This window comes from Mesorhizobium sp. U510, from assembly GCF_059180695.1.
Window position 1 is genome coordinate 1,093,862 of record NZ_CP180532.1, and the last position, 14,615, is coordinate 1,108,476.

At 63.3% G+C, this 14,615-nt stretch carries 15 protein-coding genes, 1 tRNA gene and 1 pseudogene; 10 read left to right on the forward strand and 7 right to left on the reverse strand.

The features are described 5' to 3' along the window. Positions 1-54: 54 nt before the first annotated feature. From ggt to ACLGL5_RS07335, 5 genes are all read right to left on the reverse strand, one after another. Positions 55-1,641, reverse strand: a complete 1,587-nt coding sequence (gene ggt, locus ACLGL5_RS07315; protein WP_019862411.1) for a gamma-glutamyltransferase — start codon at positions 1,639-1,641, stop codon at positions 55-57. A 30-nt stretch (positions 1,642-1,671) separates the two neighbouring features. Then, complete coding sequence (locus ACLGL5_RS07320) at positions 1,672-2,472, reverse strand: ABC transporter permease (RefSeq protein WP_069090673.1); 801 nt, start codon at positions 2,470-2,472, stop codon at positions 1,672-1,674. After that, entirely contained in the window at positions 2,469-3,392 is a 924-nt protein-coding gene (locus ACLGL5_RS07325) for an ABC transporter permease (RefSeq protein ID WP_019862413.1), read from the reverse strand. Before ACLGL5_RS07325 ends, ACLGL5_RS07320 begins: the two co-directional genes overlap by 4 nt. Beyond that, entirely contained in the window at positions 3,389-4,474 is a 1,086-nt protein-coding gene (locus tag ACLGL5_RS07330) for an ABC transporter ATP-binding protein (protein WP_019862414.1), read from the reverse strand. Before ACLGL5_RS07330 ends, ACLGL5_RS07325 begins: the two co-directional genes overlap by 4 nt. A gap of 193 nt (positions 4,475-4,667) precedes the next feature. Next, the gene (locus ACLGL5_RS07335; protein ID WP_019862415.1) at positions 4,668-5,708 is read right to left on the reverse strand and encodes an ABC transporter substrate-binding protein; all 1,041 of its coding nucleotides are present in this window, start codon (positions 5,706-5,708) and stop codon (positions 4,668-4,670) included. Between the two features lie 216 nt (positions 5,709-5,924). On the opposite strand from ACLGL5_RS07335, the gene ACLGL5_RS07340 reads away from it, so the two are divergent. From ACLGL5_RS07340 to ACLGL5_RS07365, 6 genes and pseudogenes are all read left to right on the forward strand, one after another. Further along, entirely contained in the window at positions 5,925-6,626 is a 702-nt protein-coding gene (locus ACLGL5_RS07340) for a GntR family transcriptional regulator (RefSeq protein ID WP_019862416.1), read from the forward strand. A gap of 263 nt (positions 6,627-6,889) precedes the next feature. Further along, positions 6,890-7,420, forward strand: a complete 531-nt coding sequence (locus ACLGL5_RS07345) for a dihydrofolate reductase family protein (RefSeq protein ID WP_019862418.1) — start codon at positions 6,890-6,892, stop codon at positions 7,418-7,420. Positions 7,421-7,737: 317 nt separating this feature from the next. Next, entirely contained in the window at positions 7,738-8,265 is a 528-nt protein-coding gene (locus ACLGL5_RS07350; protein ID WP_236952197.1) for an XRE family transcriptional regulator, read from the forward strand. Between the two features lie 13 nt (positions 8,266-8,278). Continuing rightward, entirely contained in the window at positions 8,279-8,803 is a 525-nt protein-coding gene (locus tag ACLGL5_RS07355; RefSeq protein ID WP_019862421.1) for a GNAT family N-acetyltransferase, read from the forward strand. 31 nt (positions 8,804-8,834) lie between these two features. After that, positions 8,835-9,062: a DMT family transporter gene (locus ACLGL5_RS07360; protein ID WP_019862422.1), complete on the forward strand. Its 228-nt coding sequence runs from the start codon at positions 8,835-8,837 to the stop codon at positions 9,060-9,062. A gap of 11 nt (positions 9,063-9,073) precedes the next feature. After that, a pseudogene (locus ACLGL5_RS07365) lies at positions 9,074-9,142 on the forward strand (hypothetical protein); the annotation flags it as partial. A gap of 202 nt (positions 9,143-9,344) precedes the next feature. Here ACLGL5_RS07365 and ACLGL5_RS07370 read toward each other — a convergent pair. Beyond that, positions 9,345-9,421 (reverse strand) — tRNA-Arg (locus ACLGL5_RS07370). Positions 9,422-9,697: 276 nt separating this feature from the next. Beyond that, positions 9,698-11,185 (reverse strand): ATP-binding protein, encoded by a 1,488-nt coding sequence (locus ACLGL5_RS07375; RefSeq protein ID WP_019862423.1) that lies wholly within the window; start codon positions 11,183-11,185, stop codon positions 9,698-9,700. A gap of 280 nt (positions 11,186-11,465) precedes the next feature. Between ACLGL5_RS07375 and rpmH the strand changes: the two genes are divergently transcribed. The 4 genes from rpmH to ACLGL5_RS07395 all read left to right on the forward strand — a co-directional run bounded on the left by rpmH (position 11,466) and on the right by ACLGL5_RS07395 (position 14,520). Beyond that, on the forward strand, positions 11,466-11,600 hold the full coding sequence (rpmH, locus tag ACLGL5_RS07380) for a 50S ribosomal protein L34 (RefSeq protein WP_008833937.1): 135 nt from the start codon (positions 11,466-11,468) through the stop codon (positions 11,598-11,600). 14 nt (positions 11,601-11,614) lie between these two features. Further along, positions 11,615-11,968, forward strand: coding sequence for a ribonuclease P protein component (rnpA, locus tag ACLGL5_RS07385; RefSeq protein WP_027040889.1), 354 nt, complete (start codon positions 11,615-11,617; stop codon positions 11,966-11,968). 14 nt (positions 11,969-11,982) lie between these two features. Beyond that, on the forward strand, positions 11,983-13,794 hold the full coding sequence (yidC, locus tag ACLGL5_RS07390; protein WP_019862425.1) for a membrane protein insertase YidC: 1,812 nt from the start codon (positions 11,983-11,985) through the stop codon (positions 13,792-13,794). 165 nt (positions 13,795-13,959) lie between these two features. Next, positions 13,960-14,520 carry a fasciclin domain-containing protein gene (locus ACLGL5_RS07395; RefSeq protein ID WP_069090674.1) on the forward strand — a complete coding sequence of 187 codons (561 nt, stop codon included), beginning with the start codon at positions 13,960-13,962 and terminating at the stop codon, positions 14,518-14,520. The last annotated feature ends 95 nt before the right edge of the window (positions 14,521-14,615 follow it).

Consider the following 14,615-nt stretch of genomic DNA (forward strand, 5'->3'; position numbering starts at 1 on the left):
GACCCCGGACAATTGTCCACGACCGGAAGCCGGTTCTCCAATCCCCGAACCACCTCAATACCCCAGCGCCATCCCATCCTTGCGCGGATCGGAGGCGCCGGTGAGCGTGCCTTTCTCCCAGTCGATCAGCACCGCCTGTCCGCCGCCAAGCGGATGCTGCGGCTCGACGACGCGGTGGCCGCGCTTGCGCAAACCTTCGATCGCCTCGGCGGGAACGTTGCGCTCTGCCTCCACGGTATCGTCATTGTAGAACACGCGCGGCGCATCCAGCGCCTGCTGCGGATCCATGCCGAAGTCGATCATGTTGGTCAGGAGATGGACATGGCCGAAAGGCTGGTAGCCGCCGCCCATGACGCCGAACGGCATCACCACGCGGCCGTTTTTCGTCGCCATGCCAGGCATGATCGTGTGCATCGGCCGCTTGCCGGGCGCGATCGCGTTCGGGTGCGCCGGGTCGAGGCGGAAGCTCGATCCGCGGTTCTGCAGCACGACACCGCTCTTCGGCCCAACGACGCCGCTGCCGAAGGAGTAATAGGTCGAGTTGATGAAGGAGACCGCGTTGCGGTCGCGGTCGACGATCGAGATGTAGACCGTGTCGCTGCCGGGCAGCTCCAGGCGCGGCAGATGTGTCATGGCGCGGTCGCGGTGGATTTCGGCGCGCAGCCGGTCTGCATAGGCGCCGGACATAAGCTGCCGCACCGGCACGTGAACCTGGTCCTGGTCGCCGACGAAGCGGTCGCGGTCCTGATAGGCCAGCCGTCCGGCTTCGATCTCCAGATGCAGCCGCTCGGCACCGTTCGGGTCGAGCCCGCCAAGCCTGAAGCCCGACAGCACGTTCAGCATCAGCAGCGCCGTCAGCCCCTGATTGTTCGGCGGCATCTGGTGGATATCGTAGCCGCCATAGACGGTGCTGACCGGCGCCACATAGTCGCCCTTGGTCGCGGCGAAATCCTCTTGGCTATGCAGCCCGCCCAGTTCATTGAGCCGGCGCACCATGTCGTCGGCAACGGCGCCTTCGTAGAAGCCGGCGCGGCCCTGCTTTGCGATCACCCGTAAGGTGGCGGCGAGTTCCGGCTGGCGGTGGACATCGCCGGCCTTCGGCGCCGTGCCGCCCGGCAGGAAGATGCGCGCGGCATGTTCGTCGGCCGACAGGTCGGTTTCCGGATCGGCCCAGTCGAAGGCGACGCGGTCATGCACGACATAGCCGTTCTCGGCATAGTGGATGGCCGGCGCCAGAACTTCGGCCAGGCTCTTGCGGCCATGGTCTTCCAGGAGCCGGCTCCAGGCATCGACGGCGCCCGGCACGGTCACCGCGTGAGGTCCCTGCTTGGGAAGCTCGTTGAAACCCTTGTCGAGGTACCAGTCGACAGTGGCCTTGGCGGGCGCGCGGCCCGAACCGTTGAAGGCCAGCACATCGCCTTGTCCCTTCGGGCAGTAGAGGACAAAGCAATCGCCGCCAATGCCGGTCGATTGCGGCTCGACGACGCCCTGCACGGCGGCGGCGCAAACGGCGGCGTCCATGGCATTGCCGCCGGCGCGCAGCATGTCGATCGCGGCAAGGGTCGCAAGCGGGTGCGAGGTCGCGGCAATCGCTTGCGTGGCACGAACCGGGGAGCGGCCGGGAAACTGGAAATCACGCATTCTGTCTGGATATCCCATGGTCTGATGAAATCAATGCCGCCGCCCGAAGATCTGCGCCACCGACAGGAGCAGGACGGAAAGCACGATCAGGCAGGTCGATATGGCGGCGATGGTCGGGTCGATCTGGTCGCGCAGCGCGTTGAACATGCGCCGCGTCAGCGTGGTGGTCTCGCCGCCCGAGATGAACAGTGAAACCACCACTTCGTCGAAGGAGGTGATGAAGGCGAACAGCCCGCCCGAGACGATCGAGAAACGGATCTGCGGCATCGTTACCTGCCAGAAGGCGGCGATGCGCCCGGCGCCCAGGCTGCGCGCCACGCGCTCCTGGTTCATGTCGTAGGAGCGCAGGCCGGACAGCACGGTCAGCACCACCAGCGGCAAGGCCTGCACCGTATGCGCGATGACCAGCCCGGTCAGCGTGTTGTTGCGGCCGATGCGGGCGTAGAGGAAGAAGGTGCCGATGCCGATCAGGATCACCGGGATGATCAGCGATGCGGTGAGCAGCGCGTTGATGGTGCCGTTGAAGCGCAGCGTGCCCCGGTTGATCGCATAGGCGGCGGCGGTGCCGAGCGGCGTCGCCACCAGCACGGTCATGACAGCCACCTTGACCGAGACGATGGTCGCATCGCGCCATTCCACCGACTGGAAATAGGTTTCGTACCAGCGCAGCGACCATTGCTGCGGCGGGAACTGCAGCAGCGTCGAATCCGAAAAAGACATGATGACGATGATGACCGACGGCGCGATCAGGAACAGCAACACCAGGCCGCCCAGAGCGTAAAGCCACAGGCGTTGCCGATGCGAGATTGGCAGGCCGATATCTGCGCTCATCGGGAACTCCACACGCCGGTGGCGCGCGCGCCAAGCAGCCATTGGAAAAGGCCGAGAAGCGCCAGCGTGACCACCAGCAGCACCACGCCGAGCGCGGCACCCGCGCCCCAGTTGGAATAGAGGCTGGTGGTCTGCTCCATGCGCATCGCCCACATGATCACCTTGCCGCCGCCCATCAGCGCCGGGGTGACGAAGAAGCCGAGACACAGCACGAAGACGATGACCACGCCCGAAGCAAGGCCGGGCAGCGACAGCGGGAAGAAGATCTGCCGGAAGGTTGCGACCGGACCGGCGCCGAGATTCATGCCGGCGCGCAGGCAGTCGGTGTCGATGGTCTTCATCGAGGCGTAGAGCGGCAGCACCAGGAACGGCAGCAGGATATGCGTCATGCCGATGACCACGCCGGACAGATTGTTGGCGAGCGACAGCGGCTGGCTGATCACGCCGAGGTCGATCAGCCAGCTGTTGATCAGGCCCTTGCGCTGCAGGATCACCAGCCAGGCATAGGTACGCACCAGCACCGACGTCCAGAACGGCAGGATCACGAAGATCAGGCAGATCGATGCCGCCCGGCGCGGCAGCTGCGACAGCATGTAGGCGAGGGGATAACCCAGCAGCACGCAGGCGCCGGTGACGATGAAGGCGACCTTGAAGGTGGTGACGAAGGTCTTGATGTAGGAGGCCTGCTCGAAGAAGCGCGCATAGTTGGATGTGCTGAAGGCGCCGGCCTCGTCGAACAGCGATAGCCAGAACAGCCAGCCGATCGGCACGATGATGATGGCGAAGACGAGGAACAGGCTGGGCGACAAAAGTGCCAGCAGCCGCAGCGACTCGCGCCGCGCGTCGGCGCGCAGCGCCTGCGCGTTGAGGTCCCGGCCCGCGCCGGCTGGTTCTCTCAGGAGGGCGGATGGCGCGCTCATCTTTCGGCCGCCACCAGGATGGTGTCCTGCGCATCGAGGCCGAGGCGGATCGGCTGGCCGGGCGCCGGCAGCCTGGCCAGCACATCGCTGCGGCAGTAGTCGCGCAGAGTCAGCTGGCGGCCGTCGCGCAGGACCGCGTAGCAGACGAAACTGTCGCCCTGGTAGATGATGTCGCCGACCGTGGCATCGAGCACATTGATGCCGCTCGACGGTTCGGCCGCCGTGACCAGCCGCAGCTTTTCCGGCCGCACCACCATCAGATGTTGGCCGGGGGCCGGTGCCGCCCCCGCCGTTTGGATGCGCCTGTCCTCATACCAGACCGAACCGTTGCGGCATTCGACCGGAATGAAATTCGATTCGCCGATGAAGCCGGCGACGAATTGCGTCTTCGGCGCGGCGTAGAGCGTCTCGGGCTTGTCGAGCTGCTCGATGCGTCCGGCATTCATCACCGCGATGCGGTCCGACATGGTGATGGCTTCGCGCTGGTCGTGCGTGACATAGACCGTCGTCATGCCAAGCCGCCGGTGCAGGGCGCGCAGCTCGATCTGCATATGCTCGCGCAAGCCTTTGTCCAACGCCGACAGGGGCTCGTCCATCAGCACGATGCGCGGTTCGAAGACAATGGCGCGCGCCAGCGCCACGCGCTGGCGCTGGCCGCCGGAAAGCTGGTCGACACGCCGTTCGCCTAGGCCCTTGAGCTTCACCAGTTCCAGTGCTTTTTCGACACGCTCGGCGGTCTCGGTGGCCGCCACGCCGCGCTGCTTCAGCGGAAAGGCGATGTTGTGAAAAACGTTCATATGCGGAAACAGCGCGTAGTTCTGGAACACCATGCCGATGTTGCGCCTATGCGGCGGCGTGGTGATGATCTCGTCGTCGCCGACCCGGATCGACCCTCCATCGGCCCGCACGAAACCTGCCAGGATCATCAGCAGCGTCGTCTTTCCGGAGCCGGAAGGCCCGAGCAGCGTCAGGAACTCGCCGGCCTCGACATCGAGGTTCAGGTCGCGCAGCACCGATACGCTGCCAAATCGTTTCTCGATCCGGCGCATGCTGATCGGCAGCGCGGATGGCGCAATGGACAAGATTCTTTTCTCCTTAGGGCAATTCCAGGAAAAGTGAGGAGCGGTTTTCCCTCAGGAATTGCGTAAAAACAAAGAGATAGAGTGGTTCGACGTTTCGGAGAAACGGTGAACTGCTCTGGGCGGCGAAGAGGAGGGCGGGGCGAAGCAGCCTTTGCGGCTTGCGCCGCCCTGCCGTGAAGTGTCTTCCGGGCAGCTATTGCTGGATCAGATTGTTGAACTTCTCGGTCGCCTCGACCAGCGTGTCGCGCCAGAACTCGGCATCCTGCAGCACCTGCTTCTTGACGTTTTCGGGCGCCGAGTTGATGTCCTTGATCCGCTCGGGCGGGATCTTGCCGGTCTCGAAGGCCTTTTCGTTCACCGGCCCATTGTCGACATAGAGCGGCAGGTTGGCCTGCAATTGCGGGCTCACGAACATCGCCAGCGCCTTCATCGCCGCTTCCTTGTTCTTGGCGCCCTTGGGGATGACCATGCAGTCGGCGGTCAGCACGCCCTGGTCGAACGAGAAGCTGACCGGTGCGCCTTCCTTCTTCAGCGTGCCGGCGCGGCCGTTCCAGATGCTCGCCATGTCGACCTCGCCGTCCTTGACCAGCTGCATGGCCTGTGCGCCTGATGTCCACCAGGCGTCGACATGGCCGCGGATCTTGTCGACCGATTTCAAGGCGCCGTCGATGTCGACTGGATAGACCTTGTCGATCGGCAGGCCGGAGGCGAGAGCGGCGACGCTCAGCGTCTCGGTCGCCTGGCTGCTGGAGAGCGCGCGCCGCCCCGGGAATTTTTCCACGTTCCAGAAATCGGCCCAGGTCTTGGGGCCTTTGTCGCCGAACACATCGGTCCGGTAGATCAGCACGACGGAGGTGTAGGAAATGCCGACCCAGTCGTCATGGACCAGCTTCGGGTTGATGCCGCTCTTGTCGATCAAGCCGTAATCGAGCTTCTCGAACAGCCCTTCCTTCGAGCCGCGCGCGCATTCGTCGGCGCCGAGTTCGGTGATGTCCCACTTCACCGCGTTGCCGGTCACCTGCAGCCGCACGTCGTCGAGGCCGTTGGTGGTGTCCTGCTTGATGGTGATGCCGAGCGCTTTGGCGGTCGGATCGAAGAACGCCTTGGTCTGCGCCTCCTGATAGGTGCCGCCCCACGAGGCGACAGTGATCGTATCGGCGGCAAAGGCGGGCGCCGCTGCCGATGCCATGAGGCCCGCGACCGCGGCAATCCCAAGGCTATTGATGGTTTTCATGTCGGTTCTCCAGCCGGTGTTCCCATTTGTTTTGATTTAGCATGCGATTTTGTATACAATCTTGAGTGTAGCCTAGGGATCGACGATGTCAACACCGTCCGAATCTGGCTGACAGGCACGATGCAGGCGGGCGTGAGCAGCGCCGTCAAGGCGTGGCAAATCGCGCCGACTGCGAATAGAGATAGGCAAATATCGATTGCCGGTGGGGACGGATCTTTGAGCAAGCAACCCAAAAACACACTGCGCGACTCGGTCTACACGTCGCTGAAGGCGATGATCGTGACCGGCCAGATTCCGCCCGGCTCGCGCGTCACCGAGAGCGACATAGCCGCAAAACTTAATGTCAGCCGCACGCCGGTGCGCGAAGCCTTCAACCGCCTCGAGCGCGACGGCCTGGTCACCGGCCGGCCGCGCCAGGGCTATGTCGTCACAGAGTTCGACATCAACATGTTCCGCGAGGCCTTCGCCATCCGCGAACTGCTCGACGGCCATGCGACCGAACTGGCCGCGGCCGCCGCGACCGACAAGGACAAAGCGCGGCTGCGCGCCATGCTGGCCGAATGCGAGCGGTTGGCCGCCATTCCGGACCGCACCACAAAGGAAAAATTCCAGGAGCTGGAGGTCGGCATCGACCTGCACCGCGTCATCGCCGAGATCAGCGGCAATGCCATGCTGCACGGCATGCTGTGCGGCATCCTCGACAAGTGCCAGCACTATGTCTGGACCGAACTCTTGTGGCTCGACGAATGGAAGATCGCCCGCGACGAGCATGCGGAGATCGTCGAAGCGATCTGCGCCGGCGATGCCACCCGGGCCGGCGCCCTGGCCCGCGCCCATGTGCGCGGCTCACGCGAAAACGTGCTGCGCCTGCTGCAGGCAAAGTCGGACTACCAGAGCTTTCTGGCCAAGGCGTCCTGAGGAGACCAAAGCGCGAAGCATGAATCCGTTCAGGCGCGGCGCGCTTTAGAGGACGCCTCGACCCACGCGCGTGACCTGACAGCTTTCCATCGCCCGCCAGAAGGCGTCGCGTTCGCTGAGCCGGGCCATGTAGGTTTGCTCGACCTCGCCGAGCGCGACCCCGCCAAAAACCAATTGCGATCCAAAATCGGTCGATCTAGCCTATAACCGATTGCATAACACAATCGGAACCGCGCGGACGTGCCGGTGAGGAAGGAAGGGGTATGGCCAAGCTCGTGTTCGGAATGAACCAGTCCCTGGACGGCTATGTCGACCATATGGGATTTGCGCCAGGCCCCACGCTCTTCCGCCACTTCATCGAGGAGGCTCAGGCGCAGGCGGGCAGTGTCTATGGCCGCCGGATGTATGAAATCATGCGGTACTGGGACGACGATCATCCCGAATGGAATGCGGACGAACGCGCTTTCGCGGCGGCGTGGCGGAACCAGCCGAAATGGGTCGTCTCGCGCTCGTTGAAGTCGGTTGGTCCCAACGCCAGGCTCGTCGGGGATGATCTCGAGGGCGCGATGCGGGAGTTGAAGGCCGACCGCGATGGGGAGATCGAAGTTGCCGGCCCGAACTTGGCGCAGACCCTCACCGAACTTGGCCTGATCGATGAGTATCGGATCTACTTGCATCCCGTCGTGCTTGGGCACGGCAAGCCCTATTTTGCCGGACCCCGGCCACCGCTGCGCCTTATGACCCACGATCGGATCGGCGAGGATGTGATCAGGTTGACCTACGTTCCTGTATAAGCTCGCGGCCCGTCGAATGAAATCGCCGCTGAAGTCCGGTCTTGGGTTGGGCCCACCGGGCTAAGATGATCACTTGTCTACGCTATCGCCTCCAGGTCCTCCTTCTTGCAGATGGCCCAGGCTTCGAGCCGCCGGCTATGCGCTATGGCGCGTCGCTTCCGGCCTCCTCGAGACATTCACCGCCGCTTCCAGCGTTCCCAGAAATTGCCTTTAGGGCCGTGCGATAGACATGTTTACGATCAGGTCTCGCGCTTGCAATTTCCCTGACTTGGGATATTTTCCCACATATGGACACAGCGTCTCGCCACGTTAAAGCCTTGGCCGACCATCTTCGCCTGCTTCGAGCAGATCGTGGGCTTACCCTTCAGGAACTCGCGGCAAACAGCGGGGTCAGTCGGGCGACGCTGTCGCGGATCGAGAATGGCGAAGTCAGCCCCACAGCGGAAACGCTTGGTCGTCTGGCGTCGGCTTTCGCATTGCCGCTTTCCCAGCTTCTGGCGCCGCTCGAGCCGGACTTTCCCCCGCTTGTCCACCACGCTGACCAAAGCATATGGTCGGATCAGGAGAAGGGCTTCACTCGTCGTGCTCTTTCGCCGCCCAGCGGGCAGCTGAAGCTCGAAATGATCGAGTGCGAGATCGCGCCCAACCAGCGCATCGTCTACGATCGGCCCGCTCTTCCGGGGCACGAACACCACCTCGTGCTTTTGGCAGGTGCGCTTGTTTTGATCGTCGATGGCGTTCGGCACGACCTGCGTCCCGGTGACTGCCTGCGCTATCGGCTGCGTGGCGCCTCTTCCTTTGAGACCGGCGAACAATCGGCCCGCTACATTATCGCCATGGCTTAAGGAACCGCCATACATGGAAATGCAGATCATTGAACTCGACGGTCTCGCCATCGAAAAAAGGCTGGGCGAGCTTTCCACGGTTCTCGCGGACAGCGTAGCCGATGGCGCGGCTATCAGCTTCATGGCGCCCATGCCCTACGAGGACGCGGCTCGGTTCTGGTCGGGCGATGTTCGACGTGAGGTCGCTGCAGGACGCAGAGTGCTTTTCGGCGCGGAGCGGGACGGCGAGATCGTCGGAACCGTCCAGCTTCTCACCGCCATGCCGCCCAACCAGCCGCATCGCTGCGAGATCGCAAAGATGATCGTCCATCCGCAGGCACGCAGGCTCGGCATCGGGCGAGCCCTGATGAATGAAGCGCTGGATCGCGCGCGTGAACTGGGGAAAACCCTCGTAACCCTCGACACGCGAACCGGGGACGCCGCGGAGCCGTTATACGCTTCCGTCGGCTTCGAGGTGGCTGGTGTGATCCCCGACTTCGCTTGGGACCCGGACGGCAAGGCGCTGCACGCGACGACCTACATGTTCAGGCGGATATAGCCGGGTGCCAGCGGGTCTGATTCTCGCTGGCATGAGCGCGGTGATCGGCGGAATGCTGGTTGCCGCGCAAGGTCCGATTTGCGCGCGTCTGTCCGAGGAACTGAACCGCGATTCGCTTGCCGCGGTCTTTTTGGCCTTCTTGATAGCCACCGTCGCGGCCCGTCTGCTGGTGGTCAGGCTCGGCAGTTGGCGCTCGATCCGTACCCGCCCTGACCTCGATGCCTCACGGTCTACGATCACTTTGGGGCGTTCGGACTAACCGAAAGGCCTTTCGGCATGGGGCGTCTGATCGGATTGATGCTCGTTGTGATCGGAGTGCTCGTCAGGGCAAGGGCATAACGAACGACGGCTTCTCGACACGCCCGTGACGTCCCTCGCGCGCTCCTCATGCCGCCGGCAGAGAGGGCTTGAAACCTCGTTTCCGGATCGTCGCCACGATTTGTCATCCGCCTCGGTGTGACACCTGTGCGACAGATCAACTCTCGCGTGGCTTCCGACGGGGGCCACTCGATCCGAATACCCAACGACATGGATGAGTTTTTGGCGCGCCCGAAGAGATTCGAACTCCTGACCCCCAGATTCGTAGTCTGGTGCTCTATCCAGCTGAGCTACGGGCGCGCATCAGGCCATGTTTTCAACGGCCCTGCGATCCGATCCCAAGGACCGGCCGCGAATGTGTGCAGTTCCCTAACGACTGAATTTGGGAAAAGCAAGCCGATCCGGCAAAAGTTTTGTCGTGGGTGTGTCATCCGGTGACGACGGCCCCGATCTCAGGGCTTTGAAGCTGCCGCGAAGCCAGTCTGATTCAGGCCGAGTGGGGAAAAGTCGCGGCGAAGATCATCGAAAGCGTCAGACTTGAAGGGCAGAAGCCTCGGGAAAACAGCGCCGAGCCCGTCACGCCGGGCGGCGCAGGCTGCCGCGGGCCTGGTCGAGCCGCACCGGCTGGTCGGGGATGGTGACGGCGAAAGTGGTGCGCCCGCCAATCGATTCGACCAGTTCCACCGTGCCGCCATGCGCCCTGATCAGTTCGTGGGCGATCGCCAGGCCAAGGCCGGTGCCGCCGCTGCGCGCCGAGCCGCGGAACGCCGCGAACAGGTTTTCGCGCGCCTTCGGCGGCAGGCCGGGGCCGGTATCGGTGACGGCGATGCGGCTGACGCTGCCCATGCGCTCCGCCGATACGGCGAGCCGCCGCACCACGGCGCTCTCGGTGTCGGCCGCCATCGCCTGCACCGAGTTGCGGCAAAGATTGGTGAGCACCCTAAACAGCTGGTCGGAATCGGCGTCCACCTCGAAAGCCGCCTCGACGGCGTTGATGAACTCGATGCCTTCCTCGATGTCGAGCAGGCCGTGCACGTCCTCGACCAGCTGGCGCAGCCGCACCCGGCGGCGCGAAGGCGGCGGCTCCTGCGTGCGGCCATAGTGAAGCACGCCTTCGGAATAGGAGACGGCCCGGTCGAGCGCGCGCAAAAGCTTCGGCGCGAAGGCCTGCACGGTCGGGTCCTTGACCAGGCGCAGGCGGTCCGAAATCAGCTGCGCCGAGGCCAGGATGTTGCGCATGTCGTGGTTGATCTTCGAGACAGCCAGGCCGAGATCGGCAAGGTGTTTCTGCTCCGAAAGCATCTTTTGCAGCCGCTCCTGCATCTGCGACAGTTCGCGTTCGGCAACGCCGATCTCATCGGAGCGGGCGGCGGGATGGATGATGCGGCCAGGGTCGTCGGGCGCTTCGGAGAAGGACAGCATCGAGCGCGTCATGGTGCGGATCGGCCCGATCATGATCAGGTCGATCGCGGCATAGACCAGCATGGCGGTGAACAGCGAGATCAGCAGCGAGACGAAGGCGACGTTGCGTGAATAGATGAGCATGGCCTTGCGCAGCGAGTAATCCGGCATGATCAGCTCGAATTCCTTGTCGCTGTCGCCGACCGGTCCGAAGACGCGCAGCATCCGGTCGCCGCCGAAGAACAGCGTGTCGAGCGCGCCGGTCATGCCTTTGATCATGCCGACGCTGGCGAGGTCGATATGCTCGTCGACCTGCGGCGGCATGTCTGCCACCACCAGAAGCCGCGAGACGCCGCCGTCGCGCACCGCGATCGCCTTGGCGCCGATCGCCATCAGCACGTCATTCTGTGCCGTGCGCGACAGCGAGGTCGACTCGCCCTGCACCAGCACGATCGACACGGCCGCCGCCGTGCTCAGCCGTTCCTTGAGCCAGCTCAGCCGGTAGCTGGCGATCCAGGGCAGGAAGATGAGCACTTCGGCCAGAAGCACGAAAACGATGGTCAGCAGCAGCAGTTTCGTCGACAGGCCGCGTGACAGGGGTACCGTGCGGACGGCGGCGGGCGCCGTTCCGTTCCCTTCCCCCGCTTGGCTGGTTTCGCTCATGCGACTCTGTCTTCACGATCACTTGATCGGCCAAGATTAGGCGATTACGGCATTTTTGCCAATTTCATCCTTTGGCCGGAACATTAAATTACCGTCATGAAGCCGGCGTCCGCGCCGCGCCGACGCCGGATTGACTTCCAAAACCCTTCTTTCTATAAGCCCGCTCACGCTCGGGCCACTCGTCCCGGCGCGGTTTCGATCGCGCCAAAGCCGGCCCGGCAAAGCTCCTGTTACAGAGTGACAGAATCAAGAAGGGCCGCACCCCGCGGTATTAAAACAAATGAAGCGTACCTACCAACCGTCCAAACTCGTCCGCAAACGCCGGCACGGTTTCCGTGCCCGCATGGCCACCAAGGGTGGTCGTGGAGTCGTCGCAGCTCGCCGCAACCGCGGCCGCAAGCGGCTCAGCGCCTAAGCGAGACGATATCGTTGCCCGCAACCGGCAAGCCAGTGGGGCAAAATCCCAAGCGGCTTCTGAAACGCGCGGAATTCCTGGCCGTCCGTCGTGGTGAAAAGCGACGCGGACGGTTTTTCCTCGTCGAGGTCCTCGACCGCGGCGATGGCGGGGTGCCGCGCGTCGGCTACACCGTCACCAAGAAGGTCGGCAACGCTGTTGTGCGCAACCGCGTCAGGCGGCGGCTTAAAGAGGCTGTCCGCGTCCATGCCGCAGATGACATGGTGCCCGGCAATGATTATGTCATCGTCGGGCGCGACGATGCGCTGCGCGCCCCTTTCGGCCAGTTGAAGGCTGAACTCTCCCGCCGACTTCGCGGAACACGATAGGCCAAAGGCTCTCGATGGAAAACAACCGGAACTTCTTCATCACCATCGCGCTGTCGGTGCTGATCCTGACTTTGTGGCAGGTTTTCTACATGAACCCGCGCGTGGAGCAGCAGCGCGAGGCCGCCAAGATCGAGCAGCAGCGGGTGGAAGAGCAGAAGAAGGCGGCCGAGGCCGCCAATCCGGGTGCTGGAACGCCGGCTCCGGCGCCGGGCACCATTCCCAACGCGCCCGGCGGTGACACCGTCACCGCTGCTGGCCGCGATCAGGCGCTGGCCGCTTCCAAGCGCGTCAAGATCGACACGCCGAGCCTCGAGGGCTCGATCAACCTGACTGGCGCGCGCCTCGACGACCTCAAGCTCAAGCACTACACCGAGACCGTCGACAAGAATTCGCCCGAGATCGAACTGCTCAACCCGCAGGCGCTGCCCACCGGCTATTTCGCCGAGATCGGCTTCGTCGGGAACGACAAGACGGGTACGGTACCGGGTGCCGAAACGGTGTGGAATGTCGAGGGCAACCCGACGCTGACCCCATCGACGCCGGTGACGCTCACCTACACCAACGACAAGGGCCTGACCTTCAAGCGCATCTTCTCCGTCGACGCCAATTACATGTTCACGGTGTCGGACACGGTGCAGAATTCCGGCTCGAGCGCGGTTTCGCTGTTCAATTACGGCCGCGTCACGCGCTACGACAAGCCCGCCGTTGCCAGCACCTATGTGCTGCACGAAGGTCTGATCGGCGTTACCGGCACCGAGGGCCTGGCCGAGTACAAATACGCCAAGATCGAATCCGACAAGCAGATTACGCCCGGCAAGTCGACCGATGGCTGGCTCGGCATCACCGACAAATACTGGGCCGTCACGCTGGTGCCGACCGAAAAGCAGCCTTTCCAGCCGCGCTACGCCTTTTTCGAGGACGGCCGGCACCGCTACCAGTCCGACTTCCTGACCGATGCCATCAATGTCGAGGCCGGCCAGTCCGCGACGGTGGAGACTGAGATCTTCGCCGGCGCCAAGGAAGTCGCCAAGATCAACGCCTACGAGGCGGACCGTCATATTCGTCAGTTCAATCTGCTGATCGACTGGGGCTGGTTCTATTTCATCACCAAGCCGATGTTCTGGCTGATCGACACGCTCTACAAATTCTTCGGCAATTTCGGTCTGGCGATCCTCGCCACCACCGTTATCGTCAAGGCCATCTTCTTCCCGCTCGCCAACAAGTCCTACGCGTCGATGGCGAACATGAAGAAGGTGCAGCCCAAGATGCTGGAGATCCGCGAGAAATACGCGGACGACAAGATGAAGCAGCAGCAGGCGATGATGGAGCTGTACAAGACCGAGAAGATCAATCCGCTTGCCGGCTGCTGGCCGGTGGCGCTGCAGATCCCGGTCTTCTTCTCGCTCTACAAGGTGCTCTACATCACCATCGAGATGCGGCACGCGCCGTTCTTCGGCTGGATCCAGGATCTGGCCGCGCCCGATCCGACGTCGCTGTTCAACCTGTTCGGTCTGATCCCGGTGACGTTGCCGCACATGCTGATGATCGGCGTGTGGCCGCTGATCATGGGCGTCACCATGTTCCTGCAGATGCGCATGAACCCGACGCCGCCGGATCCGACGCAGGCCGCGATCTTCACCTGGATGCCTGTTATCTTCACCTTCATGATGGCGGGCTTCCCGGCCGGCCTGGTCATCTACTGGGCCTGGAACAACACGCTGTCGATCCTGCAGCAGGGTGTGATCATGAAGCGCCAGGGCGCCAAGATCGAGCTATGGGACAATCTGATGGCCCTGTTCAAAAAGAAACCGTCACCGGCGGAATAGAAGCTCTCTCTTCGCGAAAGCCCGGTTCGTCCGGGCTTTTTCTTTGGGTGGATATCCGTTCACGTTCCCGTGATCGGCGAAACTGCGAGCGGTCGCGGAGCGTGACTGCGTGTGCATTTCCAAAGGCTATCAATTCCGATCAGCCCTCACCCGGAGGAAGACCACATGCACTTGCCGTCATTCAGGATCATCGCCATTTCCGCTCTCGTCGCCGGCGTGGCGATTGCCGCCCCCGCCTACGCCAAGAACCCCAATGTCGGTGGGGCGCCGATGTACACCACCAAGAAGATCGTCGAGAACGCCGTGAATTCGAAGGACCACACCACGCTCGTCGCCGCCGTCAAGGCCGCCGGACTGGTGGACACGCTGCAGGGCGCCGGCCCGTTCACCGTCTTCGCACCGACCAACGAGGCCTTCGCGGCACTGCCGGCCGGCACGGTCGACACGCTGCTCAAGCCCGAGAACAAGGACAAGCTCACCAAGGTCCTGACCGCGCATGTCGTGGCTGGCAAGATCTCGGGCGCCGAGATGATGAAGCAGGCCAAGGCGATGGGCGGCAAATACGAGATGAAGACCGTCTCGGGCGACACGCTCACCGCCGAGGTCAAGAAGGGCAAGCTCTTCATCATGGATGAGTCCGGCGGCGAGGCGAAGGTGACCATCGCCGACGTCAACCAGTCGAACGGCGTCATCCATGTCGTCAATAAGGTGCTGTTGCCGAAGTAACGGCTTCCGGTGAAAGGGGCAGTGGCAGGTCGTTGGGGCTTTCTTGGCCTGCCATCCCCGCCTCGTGACGAGGTGCCAAGTTTCTTGGGGAAGTC

Excerpts from the sequence above, each read along its gene's own strand:
- ACLGL5_RS07360 (WP_019862422.1), top strand. The coding sequence starts at position 8,835 with ATGAGCGCGGTGATCGGCGGAATGCTGGTTGCCGCGCAAGGTCCGATT.
- ACLGL5_RS07335 (WP_019862415.1), bottom strand. The coding sequence starts at position 5,708 with ATGAAAACCATCAATAGCCTTGGGATTGCCGCGGTCGCGGGCCTCATG.
- ACLGL5_RS07345 (WP_019862418.1), top strand. The coding sequence starts at position 6,890 with ATGGCCAAGCTCGTGTTCGGAATGAACCAGTCCCTGGACGGCTATGTC.
- ACLGL5_RS07325 (WP_019862413.1), bottom strand. The coding sequence starts at position 3,392 with ATGAGCGCGCCATCCGCCCTCCTGAGAGAACCAGCCGGCGCGGGCCGG.
- ACLGL5_RS07320 (WP_069090673.1), bottom strand. The coding sequence starts at position 2,472 with ATGAGCGCAGATATCGGCCTGCCAATCTCGCATCGGCAACGCCTGTGG.
- yidC (WP_019862425.1), top strand. The coding sequence starts at position 11,983 with ATGGAAAACAACCGGAACTTCTTCATCACCATCGCGCTGTCGGTGCTG.
- ACLGL5_RS07395 (WP_069090674.1), top strand. The coding sequence starts at position 13,960 with ATGCACTTGCCGTCATTCAGGATCATCGCCATTTCCGCTCTCGTCGCC.
- rpmH (WP_008833937.1), top strand. The coding sequence starts at position 11,466 with ATGAAGCGTACCTACCAACCGTCCAAACTCGTCCGCAAACGCCGGCAC.
- ACLGL5_RS07375 (WP_019862423.1), bottom strand. The coding sequence starts at position 11,185 with ATGAGCGAAACCAGCCAAGCGGGGGAAGGGAACGGAACGGCGCCCGCC.
- ACLGL5_RS07355 (WP_019862421.1), top strand. The coding sequence starts at position 8,279 with ATGGAAATGCAGATCATTGAACTCGACGGTCTCGCCATCGAAAAAAGG.
- ggt (WP_019862411.1), bottom strand. The coding sequence starts at position 1,641 with ATGCGTGATTTCCAGTTTCCCGGCCGCTCCCCGGTTCGTGCCACGCAA.